Origin of the sequence: Sphingomonas psychrolutea (assembly GCF_014636175.1) — a bacterium.
Taxonomy (GTDB): Bacteria; Pseudomonadota; Alphaproteobacteria; order Sphingomonadales; family Sphingomonadaceae; genus Sphingomonas; species Sphingomonas psychrolutea.
On record NZ_BMDW01000009.1, the window covers coordinates 16739 to 39514 of the forward strand.

Sequence of the window (22776 nt, forward strand, 5' to 3'; positions counted from 1 at the left end):
CAAAAAAAGATCATTCTTCTTCAAGACCGCCTCGCGGGAAGATCACCGCGCCTTCAGCATCACCGCCAGCACATCGTAATAATCGGCGAGATCGATTGGCTGGTCGAGTTCGCAGCCGATCCGCCCGCCGAGCGACCAACGCAGTTCAGCGATGACGACCCCGACCACCGGCAAGGTGATGCGCAACCGTTCGCCCACCGCATAGGCAACGTCCGCGCGGGCCATCAGCCCCATCGCCGAGAGATTGACGATCAGCAGCGACACCGGACGCGCATCGGGCCCGAACGCCCGTGCGCGGTAATGAACTTCGTCTCGCGCCAGCGCACGGTTGTCCGTGACCGGCAAAGCCAGTGCCATTGCCATTGTCAGACCCCTCTGTTCGGCCATCCAAAAGTACGACAGGGGTATGAAGCAGCTCGCAACGAAGCCGCTTAACAAGGGGTTACCGCGCTCTACTTTCTGAGATTTTCAAAAAGAATGTTCGAGGGTTAGTCGCGAACGAGCAATCCGTGGTGTTTCTTCCCCGCGGAGAGGCGGACGGGATCGTCGCCGACCACGATCATCATCGTTTCGTCGCTCACCTTGGCTGCCCCGATCCGCGCGCCCCCACCCTTGATCAGCCGCTTGGCATCGCCCTTGGACGCGGCGAAGCCGAGGCCGATCAGAGCATCGACAATGCCGATGCTGCCCGAAACCGCGAAGGTCGGGAGCGCATCGCCGGCGGCGCCTTCCTCAAAGGTGCGCCGCGCGGTTTCCGCCGCGTCCCGCGCCGCCGCATCGCCGCGGCACAACGCCGTCGCTTCATTGGCGAGCACAACCTTTGCGGCGTTGATCTCGGCACCCGGCAGCGCCTCCAGCCTGGCAATCTCGTCGAGCGGCAGATCGGTGAACAGCCGCAGGAAACGCCCGACATCGCGATCATCGGTGTTGCGCCAGAATTGCCAGTAATCGTAGCTCGATAGCTGGTCTTCGTTGAGCCACACCGCACCGCTGGCGGTCTTGCCCATCTTCGCGCCATCGGCGGTGGTGATCAGCGGCGTGGTCAGCCCGAACACTTCGACGCCGTCGATCCGACGGGTGAGTTCAATCCCGTTGACGATATTGCCCCATTGGTCCGATCCGCCCATCTGCAACCGGCATTCGACGCGGCGCGACAATTCGAGAAAATCATAGGCTTGCAGGATCATATAGTTGAATTCGAGGAAGGTCAGCGCTTGTTCGCGCTCCAGCCGGAGCTTGACCGAATCGAACGCCAGCATCCGGTTGATCGTGAAATGCCGCCCGACATCGCGCAGGAATGGGATGTATTCGAGCGTGTCGAGCCACTCGGCATTATCGATCAGGATCGCATCGGTCGGCTCGTCGCCAAAAGTCAGGAAGCGTTCGAACACGCGGCGGATCGACGCGATGTTCGCGGCGATCCCGGCATCGTCGAGCAATTTGCGCGACTCGTCCTTGCCCGACGGATCGCCGACCTTTGTCGTGCCGCCGCCCATCACCACAATCGGCTTGTGCCCGGCCTGCTGCAGGCGGCGCAGCATCATGATCTGGACGAGGCTGCCAATGTGCAGCGACGGCGCGGTCGCATCGAAGCCGATATAACCGGGCACCACTTGCTTGAGGGCGAGCGCATCGAGGGCGGCACCATCGGTCAGTTGATGGATGTAGCCGCGCTCGGACAGGAGGCGGAGGAGATCGGAGGTGTGCTCGGTCATGATATCTTCTCCCCCTCCCGCTTGCGGGAGGGGTTAGGGGAGGGCTGTCTTGCTCGCCCCTCACATGCCCTCCCCCAGCCCCTCCCGCAAGCGGGAGGGGAGTCACAAGCGGAATGAGCGTTAAATCCCCGGCAATTGCCGCTGCGGGTCGACCGGCAAACGCCCTTTGCGCATTTCGAAATGCACCTCGGGCCGGTCCGCCACGCCCGAATCGCCCGATAGCGCGATCGTCTGACCGCGCCGGACCGATTGTCCGCGCTGAACGAGCAACTGGCTGGCATGGCCGTAGACGGTGGTCCAGCCATCGCCATGCTTGACGATCACCAGCCCGCCGAGATTGGGCACGCCTGATCCGGCATAAGCGACCACGCCGTCGGCCGCCGCCAGGATCGGCGTGCCGAGCGGCACCGCAATCTTCACGCCGTTATATTTTTCGCCGGTCGCCCCACTCGGCCCGAAGCGCGCGACGATGCGGCCGTGCACTGGCCAGGCAAAGCCGCTGGTCAAGCGGCTCGGCTCGGTAATCGCTTGCGTGGCGGACAGCACGCGGCGCGGCGACGCGCTCGGCTTGACCGGGCGATCGTTCGCCGCGAGCGCGGGCTCGCCGCCCGTCACGATGTCGTCGATATCGAGCCGGAAGGCGGCGGCGCGTTCCGCCGCGCTGCTGCCGCCCACGCTGCCCGGAATGAGCACGCGCATCCCGACGCGTAGGATATAGGGCTCGGCAAGATCGTTCGCAGCCACGATCCGCGACCAGTCGACACCGTAGGCGCGCGCAATCGCGATCCCGGTCTGTCCGGCGCGGACGAGGTGATAGCGCCCGCCGGGAATCTCCAGCCGCTGGCCGGCGCGGATCACGAACGGGGCGGGGAGCGCGTTGGCGCGGGCGATCGCTTCCGATCCGGCGCCGGTGCGGTCGCCGACCGCGCGCAGCGTGTCGCCCGGGCGCACGACATAGCTGCTGGCGCCGATCGTCTCGGCGTCGGGCGTGACCGGGCGCGCTTGCCAGGCCGGTGGCGGGGCGGGGAGGGCGGAGACGCCATCGTCGATCCGGCGCGGTTCATACGGGTCTTGCGGCGCATCGTAGGGCCGCCCGCCCGCCGGTTCATAGGGCCGCTGGTCGTCGCGCGGATCATAGCCGCGTTGCGGTCGATCGGGATTGGGAATGCAGCCGCCGAGCGTCAGGATCAGGAGGAAAAAACCAAAAATCGTCCTGCTCCGCTCGTCCATGCCCGTCCCCCTCACCCGTATAATGCCCCCAGCATAGCGAGCGACGGGCGATGTGTCAGGTCGAGATGCAGCGGGGTCACCGCGACATAGCCATCGGCCACCGCCTCGAGATCGGTCGAATGCGCCGGTGTCTCGACCGTCGGCCCGAGCGCGAACCAGTGATAGTCATAGCCGCGCGGATCGCGATTGGTGACGATCTGCAATCGCCCGTAATCGCGCAAGCCTTGCTGCGCGATCCGCACGCCCTTGACCGCATCTGCCGCGACTGCCGGAAAGTTGATGTTGACGAGCGTGCGCGGTTCGAGCGGCGCAGCAATCAGCGGGCGCAACACGCGTTCACCCCACGCGGTGGCGGCGTCGAAGGGAACGGTGTCGCCCAGCCCCTCGCGATTGTACGCTTGGCTCAGCGCGATCGAGCGCACACCCGCCAGCGCCCCCTCCATCGCGGCCGAGACGGTGCCCGAATAGGTCACGTCCTCGGCGAGGTTCGCGCCGCGATTGACGCCCGACAGGATCAAATCGGGCGTGTGATCCTGCATGATCTTGGCGAGCGCCATCATCACCGCATCGGTCGGTGTGCCGGCGACGGCGAAACGCTTCTCGGCATGTTTGCGCACGCGGATCGGGCGGCTGAGCGTCAGCGAATGCCCTGCACCCGATTGCTCCTCGGCCGGCGCGACGATCCACACATCGTCGGAGAATTGCGCGGCAATTGCTTCGAGGATTTTGAGGCCCGGCGCGTGATAGCCGTCGTCGTTGGTGAGCAGGATGCGCATCGGTCTTATCCTTTCGTCACCCCGGCCTTGTGCTGGGGTCCACCGGGAGGCAAGCGAACGGGCTTGGGGCGGGCGGTTTTGCTTGAGGCACCGTGGACCCCGGCACAGGGCCGGGGTGACGGCGTTACTTGTTGATCGGTTCCAGCCGGTCGATACCGCCCATATAGGACATCAATGCCTCCGGTACGGTGACACTGCCGTCTTCACTCTGATAATTCTCAAGCACCGCCACCAGAGTGCGCCCAACCGCGAGGCCGGAGCCGTTGAGCGTGTGGACGAACTCGGTCTTCTTCTCAGCCGCGACACGGTAGCGCGTGTTCATCCGCCGCGCCTGGAACGCGCCGGTGTTCGAGCACGAGCTGATTTCGCGATACGCGCTTTGTCCCGGCAGCCAGACCTCCAGATCATAGGTCTTGCGCGCGCCAAAGCCCATGTCGCCGGTGCACAGCAGCAGCTTGCGATAGGGCAGGTTGAGACGTTCGAGGATCGTCTCGGCGGCGCGAACCATGCGCTGGTGCTCGGCCTCGCTATCCTCGGGCCGGACGATGCTGACCAGCTCGCATTTCTCGAACTGGTGCTGGCGGATAAAGCCGCGCGTGTCGCGCCCCGCCGCACCCGCCTCGGAGCGGAAGCACAAGGTGAGTGCGGTGAGCCGTAGCGGGAGCGCGCTTTCGTCGAGCAGCTCGCCCATGACGCTGGCGGTGAGCGAGACTTCGCTGGTGGGGATGAGCCAGCGGTCGTCGGTCGTGCGAAAGCTGTCCTCGGCAAACTTCGGCAGTTTGTCGGTGCCGTACATCGCTTCGTCCCGAACCAGCACCGGCGGGTTGCACTCGGTATAGCCATGCTCGCGCGTCTGCACGTCAAGCATGAACTGGCCGAGCGCGCGGTGCAGCCGCGCCATGTCGCCGCGCAGGAACGTAAACCGCGCGCCGGAAAGCCGCGTGCCGGTCTCGAAATCCATGCCGAGCGCCGGGGCGAGGTCGGCATGTTCCTTGGGTGAAAAATCGAAAGCGCGCGGCGTGCCCCAGCGCGCGACTTCGACATTGTCTTCCTCGCCCGCGCCGCCCGGCACATCGTCGGCGGGCAGATTGGGGATGAGGTTCAGCGCGGCCTTGAGCTGCGCCGCAACATCCTTCTCCTCAGCCTCAATCGCGGGGAGCCGTTCCTTGAGCGTTGCGACTTCGGCCATCAGCGGCGCCGCGGTCGCTTCATCCTTCGCTGCCTTTGCCGCGCCGATCGCCTTGGAGGCTTCGTTGCGCCGCGCCTGGGCGACTTGCGCCTCGGTCGACAGCGCGCGGCGGCGCTCGTCGAGGTCGACCAATTCGGCGGCGATCGCGGGGAGCCCGCGTCGCGCGAGAGCAGCGTCGAAAGCGGCGGGATTTTCGCGGATGAAGCGGATGTCGTGCATGACCGGGCTATGCCGTTGCGCTGGCCGACGTGCAACCCGGTGTACTCAACGCAAGACCGGCCCCCGTGCTGCCGCGCGGGAGCCGGTCGAGAAGCGTGTGACGCCGATCAGGCGTTGACGGTGGTCGGCTTGGCAAAGCGCTTGCGCGCGACCAGCGCGGCTGCTGCCGCGCCGAACAGCAGCACCATCGGTGGTGCCGGGACCGGGGCAGGCGGGCCGCCGCTCGACCCGGTGCTGCCCGAGCTGCCATTATGACCACTTGAGCCATAGCCGCCGTTCGAGCTCCACCCACCGGTCGACGAGCCATAGCTGCTCGACCCATAGCTGCTCGAACTGGCCGAGGAGCTGGTGCTCGATCCGTTGGAGGAACTGGCCGAGGAGACATTGCCGCTCGACGAGGTCGATGCCGAGGACGACACATTGCCGCTGGAGCTCGAACTGGTCGAAGAGGCTGACGACACATTCCCGCTCGACGCCGACGAGGACGACACATTCCCGCTCGACGACGATGATACGTTGCCGCTGCTGCCGCCCGATGCCGAAGAGACATTGCCGCTCGATCCGCCCGAGGCCGAGGAGGACCCACCGGTCGAGGATGTGCTCGATACGGTCGCGCCGCCAGTGCTGGTCGACGATCCACCGCTTCCGCCCGATGACGAGGTGCTGCTCACCGATCCGCTCGACGATCCGCCGGTCGAGGTCGAGGAGCCACCGGTCGAGGTCGATCCGCCGCTGGTCGAGGACCCGCCCGTCGAGGTCGAAGTGCTAGATCCGCCCGAAGAAATGTTGATTACCGTGCCGCTCGATCCCGAGCTCGACCCGGACCCCGAACCGCTCGACGACCCGGTCGAGGTCGACGAGATCACGATGCTGCCACCGCCCGATCCGCCGCCGCCGCCGAAAAAGCCGCCCGCGAAAAAGCCGCCGCCGCCGCCGAACCCGCCGCCGCCGACAACCGCCGCACCGCCACCGCCGCCACCGCCCGAATAACCGCCCGAGGGCACGAAGGCGGGTGGAAGCGGGATCGGTGCGCCTTGGGTGGTGACCACCACCACCTGCGGTTGTGCCGCCGTGCGAGTCTGCGTCACGACTCGGCGAACGCGCACGCCGGTTGCGCCGCGTGCGGCCACCGTTGTCGTCCGTCGAACGATTCGCTTGGTTGCTTTGTGCGTGTAGCCGCTGCGCGCCTTGGCACCGTCTGCGACATGCACGGCGCCACCGCCGATGACGGCCCCGCCGCACGCGCAGGCACAAAGTTTGGCTAAGGCCATCCGCACCGACATAAGTTTACTCTCTCGCTACTGCCGCCGTTTCAGGCAAAGCCCCGATTACTTCGGCCATTCCGCCGCTATCCGCCAAAGTGCCCAACAAATCATTAAGTGCAAGTGCATTAACCAAACTTTAGAGATACTTCGCTGGTTTCCCCGATTGGTCCCGATCCTTGGTAAGGTTAACGTTTCATTATGATACAGCGGTTCAGGGACGGCTTTGCACCTAGGCCCCCCATGTGTTGTCCCCCGGATGGCATGTGGCGAGCGTGCTCGAAGAATCGACAGGGCGCCAGCACGGCTGCGGTCCATCGAAAGTGATGCAATAAGGCGTCAGGATTGCTTGTGGAGCGCGGATCGCATGGCTATAGGCCCGCTCGTCAGGGAGTTGGCACCGGGGGCGGTCCAGAGGCGCGCAAAGCGTCGCGCGACCGATGGGAGATAGTGGGATGGCAACGGTCTTGAATCGATTGGAAGAATCCGAGAAGTTTCCGATGCCGCCGGTTGGCGACGATGGCTACCGGCCAAGCGCGGACGAAGACTTTATGGGCCCGCGGCAGCAGGCCTATTTCCGCGCCAAGCTGCAGGCGTGGAAAGAAGCGATCCTGCGCGAGGCGGCGGGGACGCTGTCGCAATTGCAAGTCGATACGCTGCGCGAAGCCGACCTGACCGATCGCGCATCGAGCGAGACCGACTGGTCGATCGAGTTGCGCACGCGCGATCGCCAGCGAAAATTGATTTCCAAGATCGAGGCGGCGATTCGCCGCATCGACGAAGGCGAATATGGCTATTGCGAAGTCACCGGCGAACCGATTTCGCTCGCCCGTCTGGAGGCGCGCCCGATCGCGACGATGACGGTCGAAGCGCAGGAACGCCACGAGCGCCACGAAAAAATTTCGCGCGAGGACTGAAGTGCGCACCGTGCCTTAAGCAGTTCGACACGATTGGGCTGTTATGGGAAGCCGGAACGGAGACCGGTAAGATTCACGCGATGGACCAATTTCCGAACGATCCTTTTGACTCCGCGATCGAGAACGCGGCACACAACCGTCAGGTCGCGCGCGACAGCCTGTTTTTGATGGCGGATCTTCGTGTCTGTGGTGAAACCGACGCTCGGCCGGTGCGTGTCCGGAACCTGTCGCAAGGCGGGTTGATGGCGGAATTTCCCGACGGCCTCGCCCAGGGACAGCGCGTCGAAGTCGACGTGCGGGGTATTGGTTGGGTTTGCGGCCAAATCGCCTGGTCGGCGGCGGGTCGTATCGGGGTAGCGTTCGATCGTCAGATCGATCCAATGCTTGCGCGCAAGCCAGTCGGGCAGGGGGCGCATACGCCAACGTTCGTCAAACCGATCTTCACGCGCACGCAGCGCTGACGGCTTCGGCCCGGGCGCAATGCGCCCGGACCTGCGCGATCCGCTAAATCTGCATCAATTCCTGTTTGAGTCGAAGCTTCTGCTTCTTCAGTTCTGCAAGCGTCACGGCGTCGGGCAGCGGACGCTGCGTTTCGACTGCGATCTGGCGATCGAGGACTGCATGCTTGGCCGTCAGGGCCGATTGATGCGCGGTCTGCATGGAATGCGTACCTCCTTCATGTACTGCTTGGGGGAGTGAGTAGAACACGCTTGCGGTTAATTGTCTCCCCCCGATTCGCCGACACGCGACATGCCAGCGCAATCGTGCGACGGGCCGATTTTATGCGGTTTCAACCTCCGTGTTTTGCTATGGGCCGGCGCATCGAGTGGGGACCTTATGGACGACAGCCTGATTGCCAAACGCCTGGAGGTATTGCGGGTGGAACATCGCGATCTCGATTCGGCGATCGCGGCGCTGATCGAGGCGGGATCGCCCGACCAGCTCCAGCTCGCGCGGTTCAAGAAACGCAAATTGCGGTTACGCGATGAAATCGCGATGTTCGAGGATCAGCTGATCCCCGACATCATCGCTTAAACCGGATGCCGATATGCATCGGATTGGGACAGTTTTCTGCTGTTGGTCGCTGAGACGGCTATACCGTTAGCGCTGTGTTTGTGGGACGTAACCAGAATGAGGGGCCAACGCTACGATTCACGGATGCAACGACGCGTCATCGACACGCTCTACATCGACGCGATGGTGCTGGCCGATGAGGCGCGGAGCTATTTCGACGAAGGCGGGCGCAGCGATCGCGAGGCGCTCGATCCACTTGTGCGCGTCGCGTTCAGCTGCGAATCGCTGAAGGTGACGACGCGGCTGATGCACGTCATCGCCTGGCTGCTGACGCAACGCGCGGTCGACGCGGGTGAGATGGCGCCGCGCGAGGCGCTCGACCCGTCACGACGGCTCGGGTCTGCCCCGCTTAGCGAGCCTGCAGCACTTTCGGCGATGCCCGCTGCGGCGCGCCAGTTGATCGAAGCGAGTGCCGATCTTCACCGCCGCGTCGCGCGGCTCGACGATGCGCAAGCCGACGAGGCAGAAGCGTTCGTCAGCCCCGTGCGATCGATGCACGACCGCTTGGCGATGGCCTTCTAAGGCCGCTGCGCCGACGCCCGAACGATCAGAGCTTCAGCCGCGCCCGCGCCGCGAGATATTGCCGCTCCAGCCGATCGACCATGTCGGCGACCGGCTCGATCCGGTCGATCACGCCGATGCCCTGGCCCGATCCCCAGATTTCCTTCCACGCCTTGGGCTTCGCTGCGTTGCCCGTGCCGAAATCCATCGTCTTCAGGTCACCCTCGGGCAGGTTGTCGGGGTCCATCCCGGCCGCGGCGATCGATCCGCGCAGATAATTGCCGTGTACGCCGGTGAACAAGTTGGAATAGACGATGTCGGCGGCCTTGCCCTCGACGATGCCCTGTTTGTACGCGGCCTCGGCATTGGCCTCGACGCTCGCGATGAAGGGCGATCCGATATAGCCGAAATCCGCGCCCATCGCTTGCGCGGCGAGCACCGCATCGCCGGTCGCGATGGAGCCAGACAAAGCGAGCGGCCCGTCGAACCACTGCCGGATTTCCTGGATGATCGCGAAGGGCGACAAGCGACCGGCATGGCCACCGGCACCGGCCGCCACCGCGATCAGTCCGTCGGCACCCTTCTCGACCGCTTTGCGCGCAAAACGGTCGTCGATTACGTCGTGCAGCGTGATGCCGCCCCAGCTGTGGACCGCGGTGTTGAGGTCTTCGCGTGCGCCGAGTGACGTAATTACGATCGGCACTTGCCACTTGGCGCAGGTCGCCAGATCGGCCTCGAGCCGTTCGTTCGAGCGATGCACGATCTGATTGACCGCAAAGGGTGCTGCGGGGCGATCGGGATTGTCGCGGTTATGGGCGGCCAATTCCTCGGTAATACGGTGCAGCCATTCGTCGAGCATCGCTTGAGGGCGCGCATTAAGCGCAGGGAACGACCCAACGATCCCGGCCTTGCACTGGGCGATGACCAGCTCGGGTCCGGAAATGATGAACAGCGGCGAGCCAATGACGGGGAGCCGCAAGCGATCGAACAGGGGGGGAATGCTCATGTCGGTTTCATAGCGCAACCGAAAGGACTGTCCAGCCGCAGTTCGATTGCCACCTCTCGTTTGCCCCCAGTCGATTGCCAAGCCGCTTGAAAGCGCTAAGGGCGAAATCTGATTGTTGCCGGAGTAACCAAGTGAAGCTTTCCCTCGCCACCGCCCTGCTGCTCGGAACCGCAACGCCTGCCTTTGCGGTCGGGCAATTGCCCGCTGGCGTCGCGCCTGTTTCCTACGACATCACGGTGCGCCCCGATGCGAAAGCGATGACCTTTTCGGGCGAGGAAGACGTCACGATCACGGTGGCACGTGCGACCAAGACGATCGTTCTCAACGCCGCCGATCTGAAGATCGCTACCGCCACGCTCGATGGGCAAGCGATGCCGTTCACGCTCGATGCCACGAAGCAGCAATTGACGCTGACCTCGCCCGCCTTCGTCGCCGCGGGCGAGCATAAGCTGCATTTCGCTTGGACCGGCACGATCAACACCTCGGCCGCTGGCTTCTTCGCGATCGATTATACCAATCCGGACGGCGCGGCCGCGCGCATGCTGGTGACGCAGTTCGAGGCACCCGACGCCCGCCGTTTCGCCCCGATGTGGGATGAACCAGCCTATAAGGCCACCTTCGCGCTCAGCACCGTCGCCCCGGGCGGCCAGACCGCTTTCTCGAACATGCCAACCAGCAGCGTCACCAAGCAGGGCGACGGCACCACGCTGTACCGTTTTGCCGAAACCCCGAAAATGTCGAGCTATCTGCTGTTCCTCGGCATGGGCGATGTCGAGCGCAAGACAGTGATGGCGGGCAAGACCGAGATCGGCATCATCACCCGGCGCGGGGTGGTCGATCAGGGTGATTATGCATTGGCGCAGGCCAAGCGCCTGCTGACCTATTACAATGACTATTTCGGTCAGCCCTATCCGCTGCCCAAGCTCGACATGATTGCCGGGCCGGGCTCCTCGCAATTTTTCGGCGCGATGGAAAATTGGGGCGCGATTTTCTATTTCGAGCCCGAATTGCTGTACGACCAGAAGCGCGCGACGCAAAGCGGCAAGCAGCGCATCTACACCGTCGTCGCGCATGAAATGGCGCACCAATGGTTCGGCGATCTCGTCACGATGCGGTGGTGGGACGATCTCTGGCTGAACGAAGGCTTTGCCTCGTGGATGGAAAATAAGAGCAGCGTCGATCTCAACCCCGAATGGTACGCCGCTGCCACTGCGGTCGCGCAGGACCGCGAAGGCGCGCTGCAGGCGGACGCGACCGCCGCGACTCACCCGATCATCCGCAAGATCGAAACCGTCGATCAGATCGGCGAAGCGTTCGATGGCATCACCTATTTGAAGGGCCAGGCCGTGATCGGCATGATGGAGGCGACGCTCGGCCCCGACACGTTCCGCGACGGCATTCGCCGCTATATGGCGAAGTACAAATATTCGAACACCGCGACCGACCAGCTCTGGGCCGAATTGTCGGCGGCGGCGGACAAGCCCGTTGCGCCGGTCGCGCACGATTTCACGCTGCAACCCGGCGTTCCGCTCGTCACGATGACGGGTGCGCGCTGCATCGCCGGCAGCACGCGCGTGACGCTCACCCAAAGCCGCTTCGGCTATGACGCGACCGCGAAACAGGTGCAGAATTGGCGCGTGCCGCTGACGCTCGGTATGGTCGGTCGGCCGACCACCAGCGTCACCGTACGCGGTGCGGCCGCGACACCGGTCACCGTGGCGGGCTGCGGGACGCTCGTGCTCAACCGCGACAAGCAAAGCTATGTCCGTGTGTCGTATAGCGCGGCGGGCCATGCCGCGATCGTGCGCGATTTCAACACCCTCGCGCTGACCGATCAGCTCGGCACGCTCGGCGACGATTTCGCGCTGGCCAAGGGCGGCAACCAGAAGCTCGACCGCTATTTCGCGGATGTGGCTGCGGTCGGAGCCGACGCCAATCCGCTGCTGTGGCAGACGATTGCGGGTCAGCTCGCCGATCTCAGCCGCCGCGTACCCAAGGGCCCCGCGCGCGCGGCGATGTACGGTCGGGTGGCGGCGACGCTGGCCCCGGTTATGCAGCGCGTCGGCTTTGCCGCGGGCAAGGACGAATCGCCATTGGTGTCGACACTGCGCGAAACGTTGATCGCGGTGCTTGGCGATGTCGGCAATGCCGATGTCGCGGCCAAGGCGCGTACTTATGTCGCGGCGCTCGCGAGCGATCCACAGGCGATTCCGGCAGCGATCCGCGCGCCGATCCTGGGCACTTATGCGAGCAACGCGACCTCGGGCGAATGGGACGCGCTGTTGGCGCTGGCGCTTGCCGAGAAAAACCCAGTGGTGAAAAACGGCTATGTGCGCTTGCTTGGCGCGGCTGATGACGATGCGTTGGCCAAGCGGGCGCTGAGCCTGCTCGAAAGCGAGCGCCTCAGCACGCCGCAAAAGGCGAGTTTGCTCCACGCAATTGCCAACGGGCACCCCGATCTGGCGTTCGATTTCGCGGTCTCGCACATGGCGCTGATCAACACGCTGGTCGAAACCAGCAACCGTGCCGGCTTCGTGACCAGCCTTGGCGGCGGGTCCGACGATCCCGCGATGCCGGGCAAGATCACCGCGTTTGCCACGGCGAATTTGCCCGTCGCGGCGCGGGGCAGCGCGAAGGCGACAGTGGCGTCGATGGCGGCGCGGCGCATGGTCAACGCCCGCATTCGCGCCGACATCGCAAAATGGGCAACGAGCGGGTCTTAATCGACCCGCTTCAACCCCGTCGCATAGGTGCGGGCATTGGCGACATAATGATCGGCTGACGCTTGCAGCATCGCCTTGGCGGTCTCGTCCAGCGTGCGGACGGCCCGCGCGGGCGAGCCGATGATCAGGCTGTTCGGCGGGAAGGCCTTGCCCTCGGTCACCAACGCGCCCGCGCCGACGATGCAGCCGTCGCCGATCGTCGCGTGGTTGAGCACGATCGCCCCCATGCCGATCAGGACGCGGTCGCCGATCGTGCAGCCGTGCAGGATCGCGTGGTGGCCGATCGTGCAATCGGTCCCGATTGTCAGCGGCGCGTCGTGATCGGAATGGCACATCGCGCCTTCCTGGATGTTGCTGCGGTCGCCGACGATCATCGGGGTATTGTCGCCGCGGATCACGGCACCGAACCAGATGCCGACATCGTTGCCAAGCTGAACATCGCCGATCAGATCGGCGCTGGGCGCGACCCATGCCCGTTCGCCGAGTGTCGGGCGCTTCCCGTCGATTTCGTAAAGCGGCATGGTGCGTCGCGTCCTTCCCGAGCGTGTCGAAGGACCGGTCTTGGCGCAGCCTCGCCAAGAAGAACAGCCTTCGCGCGAAGCGTCTTGCTCGCTCCGCCCGCGCTTTTGCTCTAGCATCGCGCGATGCCGCTCCACATTTACGTCGATGCCGACGCCTGCCCGGTCAAGGATGAGATCTACAAGGTCGCTTTGCGCCGCGAAGTCGCCGTAACGATCGTCAGCAACAGCCCGATCCGGATTCCGATTCATCCGTTGCTGGCGCGGATCGTGGTCGGGGCCGGGTTCGACGAAGCCGATGACTGGATCGCCGAGCGCGCCGACGTGGCAAGTGTGGTGGTGACGGGCGACATCCTGCTGGCGGATCGCTGCCTCAAGGCGGGGGCGGCGGTGCTCGCCCCCACTGGCAAGCCTTTCACCGCTGCCTCGATCGGCAATGCGATTGCGGTGCGCGCGATCATGGCCGATCTGCGCGCCGGCGGTGATGCGATCGGCGGTCCGCCACCCTTTGCCAAGACCGACCGTTCGCGCTTCCTCTCGGCGCTTGACGAAACGCTCGGGCGGCTGCTGCGGCGATAGCGCCGGACACACGCAGCGTTGGACTAGACAAGGCCGTATGCATCGCTTTAAGGGCGTGGTCATCGAACGGTGGTTAGCCGGTTCTGATCCGTTTCCCCTGGCATCGACGCCGGGCAGCGGGCGCGTAGCTCAGTGGTAGAGCACACCCTTCACACGGGTGGGGTCGCAGGTTCAATCCCTGCCGCGCCCACCATTACCGAAAAGGCCCGCCGCTCCGGATTGGAGCGGCGGGCCTTTTCGTAGCCGACCATCGCCCCGCCTTGCGGCGGAACGAGGGAGTATTAGGCGATCAGAAGTTCACGCTCAGGCCGAGGTTGAAAATCGTGCCGACGTTGTTGCGGTTATAGTACACGCGGTTGTCGCCGCTTTCCTGATATTCCTGGTATTTCGTACCGAGGATGTTGCGCACCTCGAACTTCATTTCGGTCTCCACCCCAGCGATCCTGACGCCCTGGCGCGCGACGAAATCGAGGTGGATGCCGGGTTCTTCGTAAATATCCGGCTGGCCCGACGGACCGCGCCGCGTCACGCGCTTGCTGGCATAGGATAGCAGGAACGTCTGCTGCGAAAGGTGATCCTTTTCCTCCAGCCCGAGTTGGAGGTTGACCAGATGGTCTGACTGTCCGGTCAGCGGGGTGCCGTTGCGGAACAGTTGGTTGGCATTGGTCAGCGACAGCGGATAGGCATTGATCGGGTCGTTCGGCCCGACCAGGATCTTCGACTTGGTGTAGGTATAGTTGGCGATCGTCAGCAAGCGCCGCTTGGTGAAAAAATCCCCATTCGACAGCCAATTCAGCGGGAAGTATTTCTGCGTCTCGATTTCGGCGCCGTAAAGATCGGCCTTGGGCGCGTTGGCAAAGCGGTTGGTCAGCGTGTTGCCATTGTCGTCGGCATACACCTCGATCGGCTTGTCGATCCGCTTGTAAAAACCGGCGAGCGAAATCCGCTGGTCGCGGGCGAAATACCATTCGTAGCGCGCTTCGGCATTGTACAATTGACTGTCGACCAGCAGCGGGTTGCCCTGCACCGCGGTATTCTGTTCGGGATCGAAATAGGTCTGGAACACGAGTTCGCGGAACTGCGGACGCGCGATCGTCTTCGATCCGCTGACGCGCACCTGCATGTCGGGTGCGAGCTGATAGGTGAGCGTCGCGGCCGGCAGCCAGTAATTGCGGTTGAGGTTGGTCGCCGGCGGCAGGATCGGCGTGACCGTATAGACCTGGACCGGTACAACGGTTTGCTTGGCGGTTTCGTAGCGCACGCCGAGCGTGGCGCTCAATTTCGACGTGATCTGCGCTTGCACCTGGCCGTAGGCGCCATGGATCCGCAGCTTGGCATCAAAGGTCGGGTTGCCGCCGAGATTGTCCTCGAGCCGCACATAAAAATCTTTCCCCGGAAACGCCGTGATTACCGTGGACCCGAGCAGCAGATCGGGACGCAGCAACGTCACCGCTTGCGGGATCTGGCCGTTCTGTCGGAACGCAAACTCGCGCACCTCGGTGCGGCGCTTGGTATCGGTATAGGCATAGCCGATCGTCGCGGTGATCTCGGGGATGATCTTATACCCGAGGTCGATACCGCCGGCGAACAGATCTTCGTTCAGGTTGGAAAAGCCGATCGTCGCGCCATTCGGGCGCGCGCCGACACCGAGCGAATTGGCGTAGCATCCGTTAATGCTGGTGTTGTCACAGGCGAAGTTTGCGTCACGCGCATAGGTCAGGCCGATCTCGTTGGGCGACTCACGTTGCGTGTTGGCATAGCTGCCGCGCACATCGAGCGAGAGATCGGGATTGAGCTTGAACTCGCCGACCAATTGCGTGTCGATCAACTGCCGCTCGAACCAGGCGGTATCCTGCTCTTGCACGACGATATTGGATCCGAAGTTGCGCACCGTCGTGCCCACGCCGAGGCGCGTCTGCTTGAGCGTGTCGCGGATGTAGAGCGTGGTCTCGCGGATCTTGTTCGGCCCGAATTCGAGGCTGAGGCCGAGCAAGCCGTTCACCACCACCCGATCGTCGGTGATAACGCGCTCGAAATTTCGGTCGAGCTGCGACAGATCGGTCGCGTTCGCGGTCTGCTGGGTGGTGTCGCGGGTGCGCCACTTGTTGCTATAGCCTGCGGTCGCGATCACGCCGAAGGTCGTCGTGCCGAGATCGAACGATTTGCCACCGGTGATATTGCCGCTCCAATTTGGCGGCAGCGCCTTGTTACGCTGAATGACGGCGTTGCGGCCATCGATCAGCTGCGCGGCAATGGCCGTGTTGGCGGCGTTCGACAAATCGGCGATCTGCGCGCCGCTCTTCAGGAACGCGCCGAGGAGTGGCGCGGTGTTGCGCTGGCCATTGTCGAACCCGGTCCAGTCGCTCGAGCTGCCGAAATAGGTGTAGCCAAGTTGTCCGGTGGTGACAGTGTCTAACCCGATCCCCGCGCCGATGGTCAGGAATGGCTTTTTCGGGACAGATTTGGTCGTCAAATTGATGACGCCGCCGCCGAATTCACCTGGGAAATTGACCGAATAGCTTTTCTGGACGAGCGAGGAGGCGATCACGCTGGTGGGAAAGATATCGAGCGGGACAACGCGCTTGAGCGGCTCGGGGCTGGGCAAGGGCGAGCCGTTGAGCAAAGCGAGCGAATAGCGATCACCGAGCCCGCGGACATAGACGAAGCCGTTGCCGACGACGCTAAGCCCGGTGACGCGCGACAGCGATCCGGCAATGTCGCCCTCGCCGGTACGCGCAATGTCCGCACTCGACAGCACCGAGACGACTTGCGGCGCGGTGCGCGCGATATTGCGGTTGCGCGATCCGGTCACGACGATGTCGGTATTGCCACCGGGGACCGAAACCTCGGGAGCGGGCGGTTCGGGAGCCTGTTCCGGCGCCGTCGCGGGTATTCCCGGGGCCGAGGTCTGGTCGACGGTGTCGGCGGGCGATGATGGGGCTGGCGTGGCCGAAGTCGGCGCGCTCGGCGACGTCTGCGCCCGCGCGACCGACGGCGCGATCAGCGCGGATGAAAATAGCAACAGGCTCGCAAAGCGCACTGGCTTCGACATCGTCAACCCCCTCTTATAGTCCGAAAAGGGGCGGAGCGCCGCATTTGCGACTCTCCGCCCCATGTCACGCAGCCTCGATCAGATCGTCGGCAGCGTGGTGCAGTTGCCCGACAGGCTGGTGCCGAGCGCCGCAGTCGTGCTGTTGCAGGTCCAACCCTGATACCAGGTGTCGCTCGCGCCGCTGACCGCACCGATATACGTCGTCCGGTCGAAGAAACCGGCTGGCGTGATCGTGATGCCGTTGAACACCCGACCGTTCAGCGTCGTCTGGTCGAACGCGGTGACGGCGGTTTCATTGGCGCCGTTGATGAACAGATTCGTCAGCGTCGGCGTATAGGTCGTCGCATTATTGTTGTTGCTGCCAGAACCGAAAATGGCAGCGACATCGGCATCGGTCAGCGTCTGGCCGCTGAGCGGCGAGCCGATGAACGGACGCGTGGTCAGGCACTGCATGACCACCGAGCGGAACACGGGGGCGCCGTTCTCGTCGGTCGTCGCATCGACGGTCGCGCCTGCGGTGCGCGAGTCGCTGATCCGCAAGCAGGAGTGCGACGGGTTGGTCGTCAGGATCGAATTGACCAGCGTATAGTCGGTCGCGCCACGCAGCAGGATCGCTGCCTGATCGGCATTGCCCGGGCCGGTGCGATCGAGGAAGGTCGCGTTCGACACCGTGGTGTTCTGGCGCGGATTGTCGAGCACCGAATTGTTGTCGGTATCGGCCTCGATCATCGCATCGGCACCCTGAGCGAGGCTGCCCGCGCGCTGTGCGACGATGACGTATTGGAAGTTCGCCTTCGTGCCCACGTCGGTATCGAGATTGTCGTCCTCGGCACCGATCGAGACGTAATATTTCATCGCGACATGGCCGCCGAAGAATTCGGCACCGTCATCCGAGCTGTTGAACGACTGGATATGGTCGATGACCGTACCTTCGCCGACGCCTTGCGTGGTCAGCGACTGCAATTCGGTCGCGGCCGACAGGACGAAGCCCGAATAGCGGATCTGCGCGTAGCTGATGCGGCCGCTGTTATCGAGGTTGTTCGCGCCGCCATACAGCGCCGGATCCACTGCGCCTTCGGTCTGGCGCTCGCACGCGGTGGTGCCGGCATTGGGCGAGCTGCCATTTGCAAGCGCCGGTGTGCCCGGAACCGCGCAATCGGTGATCTGCGCACGGCCCGAAAGCACGACGCCGCCCCATTGACCCGACGAACTGTCGGTGTTGAGGCCGAGCACATTGTCGCGGCTGGTGAAGACGATCGGCGCGGTCGCGGTGCCGACGGCATTGATGCGGTTGCCGCGGTTGACGTTGAGCCAGGTTGCCCCCGACGCGGCATAGATCACCACGCCCGGCTGGATCGTCAGCGTGACGTTCGAATCGGCGGTCAGCGTGCGGCTGGTGCCATCGGGCTGCGTTACGACGCGGGTGTTGGTCGAGCTCAGCGGCGTCGGGCCATTGTCATAGCCGACATCGACCCGGCCCGGTAGGAAATACAGCAGGCCCGGGATGCGCGTAAGGTTGATGCTGGAGACGATCCGCGCCGGCAAGGCGCAGACGCGGTACGTACCGGTCGGGCCGGTGATCGTGCCGCGGTCGCTCAGCCCCTGTGCGTCGGCGATCGTCGGGCAACCCGTGGCTGGGGTGACGAGCGACACCGTCGGGGTCGGCGTGGGTGCCGGGGTCGGCGCGGGGTTGTTGATAATGCTGATATTGCCGCCGGTACCGGGCGATGCGATGTCGTTCGCGCCGCAGCCACCGAGCGCGGCGATCGATACGGTCGCAATCAACATGCGACGCAGATTCGAAGTGGTCATGTTCCCTGTCTCCAGCTCGCTGAACCGCCTGGTTGGCGGCTTTGATCAGACGATGCAGTCGCGAGTCGGCTCGCCCCCTCGCATCCTCATCGAGGTCGCTCTAGAAAAGGGATGTGACGCGCTAAGTGTATTTTCGTGACAGAAACGTATCAGTTAAATGACGAAAATAAGACGTGTCCCGAAGCCGCGCGGTCAGGTCGCCCAACCCCACGGGCGTTCGCGAAACCACTTTGTTACTACATACTTGGTGCCCGCACGGACCTTCATGCCGTGGTGCAGCGTAGCTGGATTGAGCGTGCCGTCAGGGCGGCGGTTGTTCCACGCGAGCAATTTACCCATCTCGGGGTGAACGATCTTGTCGATCGCTTTGAAGCGCGTCGCACCCCCTGCATCGGGCGTGTTGAGATAGATCATCACGGTCCATGTCCGGTTGCCGGCAACGCCGCAGAATTTTTCGAAATCCTGCCCCATCGGCTCGAAATAATCGGTGTGCTGCTTGAATTCCTGGCCGACCGCATAGCGCTGCCCCTGGATCGGCTCGCCATGCACCGGATCAAGGCCGGTAAAGGCCGTAATCTTGGCGTTGAGCGCAATCGTCAGCGGGTCTTCGGGGGCAAGGTCGCAGGTCTCGCTCGTACGATAGGTGGGGTCGCCGTTGAAATCCGATACCGTCGACGGTCGCCGGGTCGCGTCGACCGCGGCGCAGACCGCCGCGCACGTCGCGGCATCCAAAAAGCTGCGACGGATGAAAAGGGTAAGCTTTGGGCTCGGCACGCGTTGCACGCCCGCCTGCGCGATGATGTGCGCGACCACCGCCTCAGAAGGGTGACCCGAGCCGAGATTGAGCGAGTGCGTCATCGCCGCCTCTTGCCAAAGCGGTCGCGACTTTTCCAGTCGCTTGCGTCGTCGCGGTATATGGCGAACAGCTTCACACGAATGACGCAGGACTGTAACACTCCCCGCCTAGCAGGGTCACGATCGAGGATGAGTGCCGCATGCGGTTGGTATTGGATGCGCGGGCGCGGGCCTTCTTGCGACGCGTACCCGTCACAAAAGTCTATTCTGTCGTCGAGCTGCTGCTGATCGCGCTGCTCGCGGTGCAGTGCGCGCGCCTTGTCTGGGCGGTGCTGACGCCGGTCGGACCGGTCGGCGTTTGGCGGCCCGAGCAGGGCAATATCACCGGATCGCCGCAGACGATTCTGCGCGGTTTCGATCCGTTCTTCCTCATCAGCGGCGGGGATGCGGCGGGGCCGAGCGTGGTGACCACGCTCCAGCTCACGCTGTTCGGCACGCGGCTCGATGAGGCGCAGGGCGGGGGCTCGGCGATCATTGCCGGGCCCGATGGCATCCAGCAAAGCATCGGCGTGGGTCAGGAAATCATGCCCGGCGTCCGGCTGAAAGCGGTCGCGTTCGATCATGTCACGATCGACCGCGGCGGCGCCTCCGAGGACCTATTCCTCGTTCAGCCTGATCAGGCCCCGACCGCGGCGCCTTTACCCAATGGTCCGCCATTGATCGGCGGCAGCGGTGCCGCGTCGCCGGGTGGCGTACCGGCACCCAGCGCGATCGGCGCGCAAGGGGTTACCTTTGCGCAGCTCAAATCCGATGTTGGCTTTATCCCGCGGATCGACAATGGCCGCGTTAACGGCCTAACGGTGCGATCGCAGGGCGCCGGTGCGGGCTTTCGCGCCGCAGGGTTGCGCGATGGCGACGTCGTGACGCAAATCGGCGGACGACCCGTCGGCGGCCAAGCCGATATCGAGCGTATCGGCGCACAATATGCCAAAGGCGGCACGCTCTCGATCACGGTCGAGCGCGCCGGCGACACTGTTCCACTTGCCATCACGATTGCGGGGCCATGAAGAAACTGATCCCAAGACTTTTCTGTGCCCCGTTGCTGGCCCTGACCTGTGTCGGCCCTGCGCTTGCGCAAACGTCGATGAACGTTCGCGATGCCGATATTCGCGCCTTCATCGCAGATGCGGCGCGCGTCACCGGTCGCACCTTCATCATCGATGCGCGCGTGACCGGCAAGGTGACCGTCGTCACCGATCATCCGGTTTCGAAATCCGAATATTTCGAGATCTTTCTGTCGACACTGCGCTCGAACGGCTTGATCGCGGTGCCAACGGGCAACGGTGCCTTCCGCATCCAGCCGACCGACAGTGCCGCGTCGCAGCCAAGCCGCGTCGGCGCGCGCGGAGTGGCCGGGAACAGCTTTGTCACCGAAGTGGTGCGCTTGCGCTCGATCGAGGCCTCGACCGCAGTCGATACCGTGCGCGGGCTGGTCTCGCCGCAAGGCTCGGTCACCGCGAACCGCGGCGGCAATAGCCTCGTCATCGTCGATTTCGCCGACAATATCCGCCGCGTCCGCGAAGTGCTGCGCCGGATCGACGCCGATACCTCAGCGACGCGCGTCGTCGCGCTGAAGAATGCCGGGGCGCGCGAAATCGCGACCGCGCTCCAAGCCTTGACCGGGCAGGGCGGTGGCGGCGGGGCAGGGGGTGCGGGCGCCCCGGCAGGTGTCAGCATCGTCGCGATCACCAGTTCCAATTCGGTCGCGATTCGCGGTGACGCCAATTCGGTCGCGCGCCTCGCCGCGGTCGCCGAGGATCTCGATCGGCGCGCGAAGAACGGGACCGAGATCAAGGTTATCTTTCTTGAAAACGCCGATGCCGAGCAGCTCTTGCCCGTGCTCCAGCAACTTGTCGGGCAAACGCCGTCGCCGATCACCAATCAGCAGCTTTCCGCGTCGAATTTCGGCAGTAGCGGCAACCAGCAGGGGGGGGGCAGCGGATTCCAGCCAAGTTCGCGTTCCGCCAACACCCCGGCCGTGCAACAGGATGTCGGTGGCGGTGGCGGTGGCCAGCAAGGTCAGGCGGCGATCACGGCGGGCGGTCGCTCGGCCTCGGTCGTCACGCGCTTCGTCGGGGCCAACGCCATCGTTATCGCAGCGCCCGCCGAGGTGCAGCGCCAGCTTGCCGATGTCGTACGGCAGCTCGATACAAGGCGCGAACAGGTGCTGGTCGAGGCGATCGTTGCCGAAGTGTCGGATCAGACCGCGAGCCAGCTCGGCGCACAATTCGCCATCGCCAATATCAAGGGCGGGGTGTTCGCCGCCTCCAGTTTCAAAAACACTGCGCCGAGCCTGCTGACGATCGCGGGCGCGATCGGTGCGCGGCAGCTCAACACGCAAACCACCGTCATCAACGGCAGCACCGTCACCACCAGCTCGAACAGTTCCGCCAGCGATTCGCTGCAGCAATCGGCGCTGCAGTCGATCCTCGGCGCGAGCGGCGGCTTTGGCGGCTGGGCAGGGAAGATCGGCGACACGGTGTTCGGATCGATCATCAACGCGGTGAAAAGCGACACGACCTCCAATCTGCTGCAAGTTCCGCATCTCGTGATGCTCGACAATCAGGAAGCGCACAGCCTGGTCGGACAGGAAATCCCGATCACCACTGGGCAAGCGCTGTCGACCAATTTCGACAATGCCTTCCGCACCACGCAGCGCGAGAATGTCGGGATCGAGCTGACGGTGCGCCCGCAAGTCAATTCGAGCGGCACGGTAAAGCTCAATTTGCGGCTTGAGGTCAGCTCGATCGCGGGGCCGGTGTCCAGCGACAATAGCGATTTGATCCTCAACAAGCGCGAAGTCGAAACCGTCCGCACCGTCGACGATGGCGACATTGCCGTGATCAGCGGACTGCTCGACGACAATGAGCGCCGCACGATCGAGAAAATCCCGTTGCTCGGCGATATTCCGGGGCTCGGCAATCTGTTCCGATCGAAGGCGAAGTCGCGCACCAAGACGAACCTGATGATCTTCATCCGCCCGACGATCCTGCGCAGCGCCGATGACAGCCGCAAGCTGACCGAGCAACGCTACGGCTATTTGCGCCTGCAGCAGGGCTTGGCGACTCCCAATGAGGAACCGTCGATCGACCAGCTCGTCCGCGACTATCTCGGCGCGACCCCGCCGATCCCGAGTGCGCCTGTTCCGGGGAATATCGAGGATCCGCGTATTTCGGTGCCGATCCAACGTAGCTCGAGCAGCGTGATTAAAACCAAGCGGAGTCGATGAGTGCGCGGTCGCTGTCTTGATTCTTCCCCGGCGAAGGCCGGGGCCCAGTTGCGAAGGCTGTGGAATTCGAGCGCAGCGCCCGGGAACGTTGCGCCGCAAGACTGGGCCCCGGCCTTCGC

21 protein-coding genes and 1 tRNA gene are annotated in these 22776 nt (G+C 64.1%); 10 read left to right on the plus strand and 12 right to left on the minus strand.

Annotated elements, in window-relative coordinates:
- Nucleotides 1–42 precede the first annotated feature (42 nt).
- From IEV62_RS08855 to IEV62_RS18235, 6 genes are all read right to left on the minus strand, one after another.
- Nucleotides 43–363, minus strand: coding sequence for a PilZ domain-containing protein (locus IEV62_RS08855; RefSeq protein ID WP_188446622.1), 321 nt, complete (start codon nt 361–363; stop codon nt 43–45).
- A gap of 125 nt (nt 364–488) precedes the next feature.
- Nucleotides 489–1715, minus strand: coding sequence for a tyrosine--tRNA ligase (gene tyrS / locus IEV62_RS08860; protein ID WP_188446624.1), 1227 nt, complete (start codon nt 1713–1715; stop codon nt 489–491).
- A gap of 120 nt (nt 1716–1835) precedes the next feature.
- Nucleotides 1836–2945, minus strand: a complete 1110-nt coding sequence (locus IEV62_RS08865) for a M23 family metallopeptidase (protein WP_188446626.1) — start codon at nt 2943–2945, stop codon at nt 1836–1838.
- 11 nt (nt 2946–2956) lie between these two features.
- The gene (surE, locus tag IEV62_RS08870; protein WP_188446628.1) at nt 2957–3721 is read right to left on the minus strand and encodes a 5'/3'-nucleotidase SurE; all 765 of its coding nucleotides are present in this window, start codon (nt 3719–3721) and stop codon (nt 2957–2959) included.
- Nucleotides 3722–3845: 124 nt separating this feature from the next.
- Nucleotides 3846–5129, minus strand: coding sequence for a serine--tRNA ligase (serS, locus tag IEV62_RS08875; RefSeq protein ID WP_188446630.1), 1284 nt, complete (start codon nt 5127–5129; stop codon nt 3846–3848).
- Between the two features lie 107 nt (nt 5130–5236).
- Nucleotides 5237–5548 carry a hypothetical protein gene (locus IEV62_RS18235; RefSeq protein ID WP_229732968.1) on the minus strand — a complete coding sequence of 104 codons (312 nt, stop codon included), beginning with the start codon at nt 5546–5548 and terminating at the stop codon, nt 5237–5239.
- On the opposite strand from IEV62_RS18235, the gene IEV62_RS18240 reads away from it, so the two are divergent.
- From IEV62_RS18240 to IEV62_RS08890, 3 genes are all read left to right on the plus strand, one after another.
- Nucleotides 5514–6119 carry a hypothetical protein gene (locus IEV62_RS18240; protein ID WP_229732971.1) on the plus strand — a complete coding sequence of 202 codons (606 nt, stop codon included), beginning with the start codon at nt 5514–5516 and terminating at the stop codon, nt 6117–6119. The two genes, IEV62_RS18235 and IEV62_RS18240, sit on opposite strands and share 35 nt — an antisense overlap.
- 727 nt (nt 6120–6846) lie before the next feature.
- Entirely contained in the window at nt 6847–7308 is a 462-nt protein-coding gene (dksA, locus tag IEV62_RS08885) for an RNA polymerase-binding protein DksA (RefSeq protein WP_188446634.1), read from the plus strand.
- Between the two features lie 80 nt (nt 7309–7388).
- Complete coding sequence (locus tag IEV62_RS08890; RefSeq protein WP_188446636.1) at nt 7389–7769, plus strand: PilZ domain-containing protein; 381 nt, start codon at nt 7389–7391, stop codon at nt 7767–7769.
- Between the two features lie 43 nt (nt 7770–7812).
- Here the strand turns inward: IEV62_RS08890 and IEV62_RS08895 are convergent, their stop codons facing one another.
- Nucleotides 7813–7968, minus strand: coding sequence for a YdcH family protein (locus IEV62_RS08895; RefSeq protein ID WP_188446638.1), 156 nt, complete (start codon nt 7966–7968; stop codon nt 7813–7815).
- A 177-nt stretch (nt 7969–8145) separates the two neighbouring features.
- On the opposite strand from IEV62_RS08895, the gene IEV62_RS08900 reads away from it, so the two are divergent.
- Entirely contained in the window at nt 8146–8343 is a 198-nt protein-coding gene (locus IEV62_RS08900; protein WP_188446640.1) for a YdcH family protein, read from the plus strand.
- Between the two features lie 123 nt (nt 8344–8466).
- Nucleotides 8467–8904, plus strand: a complete 438-nt coding sequence (locus tag IEV62_RS08905; protein ID WP_188446642.1) for a DUF1465 family protein — start codon at nt 8467–8469, stop codon at nt 8902–8904.
- 25 nt (nt 8905–8929) lie between these two features.
- On the opposite strand, the gene IEV62_RS08910 is transcribed toward IEV62_RS08905, so the two are convergent.
- Entirely contained in the window at nt 8930–9889 is a 960-nt protein-coding gene (locus IEV62_RS08910) for an NAD(P)H-dependent flavin oxidoreductase (RefSeq protein WP_188446643.1), read from the minus strand.
- A 131-nt stretch (nt 9890–10020) separates the two neighbouring features.
- Between IEV62_RS08910 and IEV62_RS08915 the strand changes: the two genes are divergently transcribed.
- Nucleotides 10021–12612, plus strand: coding sequence for a M1 family metallopeptidase (locus IEV62_RS08915; protein ID WP_188446645.1), 2592 nt, complete (start codon nt 10021–10023; stop codon nt 12610–12612).
- On the opposite strand, the gene IEV62_RS08920 is transcribed toward IEV62_RS08915, so the two are convergent.
- The gene (locus IEV62_RS08920) at nt 12609–13133 is read right to left on the minus strand and encodes a gamma carbonic anhydrase family protein (RefSeq protein ID WP_188446647.1); all 525 of its coding nucleotides are present in this window, start codon (nt 13131–13133) and stop codon (nt 12609–12611) included. The two genes, IEV62_RS08915 and IEV62_RS08920, sit on opposite strands and share 4 nt — an antisense overlap.
- 123 nt (nt 13134–13256) lie before the next feature.
- Here IEV62_RS08920 and IEV62_RS08925 point away from each other — a divergent pair, with 123 nt between their 5' ends.
- Both IEV62_RS08925 and IEV62_RS08930 read left to right on the plus strand, forming a co-directional pair.
- Nucleotides 13257–13709 (plus strand): YaiI/YqxD family protein, encoded by a 453-nt coding sequence (locus tag IEV62_RS08925; protein WP_188446650.1) that lies wholly within the window; start codon nt 13257–13259, stop codon nt 13707–13709.
- A gap of 118 nt (nt 13710–13827) precedes the next feature.
- Nucleotides 13828–13902: transfer RNA gene (locus IEV62_RS08930), tRNA-Val, on the plus strand.
- A 96-nt stretch (nt 13903–13998) separates the two neighbouring features.
- On the opposite strand, the gene IEV62_RS08935 is transcribed toward IEV62_RS08930, so the two are convergent.
- The 3 genes from IEV62_RS08935 to IEV62_RS08945 form a co-directional block, all read right to left on the minus strand.
- Nucleotides 13999–16761, minus strand: a complete 2763-nt coding sequence (locus tag IEV62_RS08935; protein ID WP_188446652.1) for a TonB-dependent receptor domain-containing protein — start codon at nt 16759–16761, stop codon at nt 13999–14001.
- Nucleotides 16762–16839: 78 nt separating this feature from the next.
- Nucleotides 16840–18573, minus strand: a complete 1734-nt coding sequence (locus tag IEV62_RS08940; RefSeq protein ID WP_188446654.1) for a beta-helix domain-containing protein — start codon at nt 18571–18573, stop codon at nt 16840–16842.
- Between the two features lie 192 nt (nt 18574–18765).
- The gene (locus IEV62_RS08945; protein ID WP_188446655.1) at nt 18766–19431 is read right to left on the minus strand and encodes a prolyl hydroxylase family protein; all 666 of its coding nucleotides are present in this window, start codon (nt 19429–19431) and stop codon (nt 18766–18768) included.
- A gap of 137 nt (nt 19432–19568) precedes the next feature.
- Here IEV62_RS08945 and IEV62_RS08950 point away from each other — a divergent pair, with 137 nt between their 5' ends.
- Nucleotides 19569–20435, plus strand: a complete 867-nt coding sequence (locus tag IEV62_RS08950) for a type II secretion system protein N (RefSeq protein ID WP_188446656.1) — start codon at nt 19569–19571, stop codon at nt 20433–20435.
- Entirely contained in the window at nt 20432–22657 is a 2226-nt protein-coding gene (gspD, locus tag IEV62_RS08955; protein ID WP_188446657.1) for a type II secretion system secretin GspD, read from the plus strand. The genes IEV62_RS08950 and gspD overlap by 4 nt, the downstream gene beginning before the upstream one ends.
- Nucleotides 22658–22776: the final 119 nt, after the last annotated feature.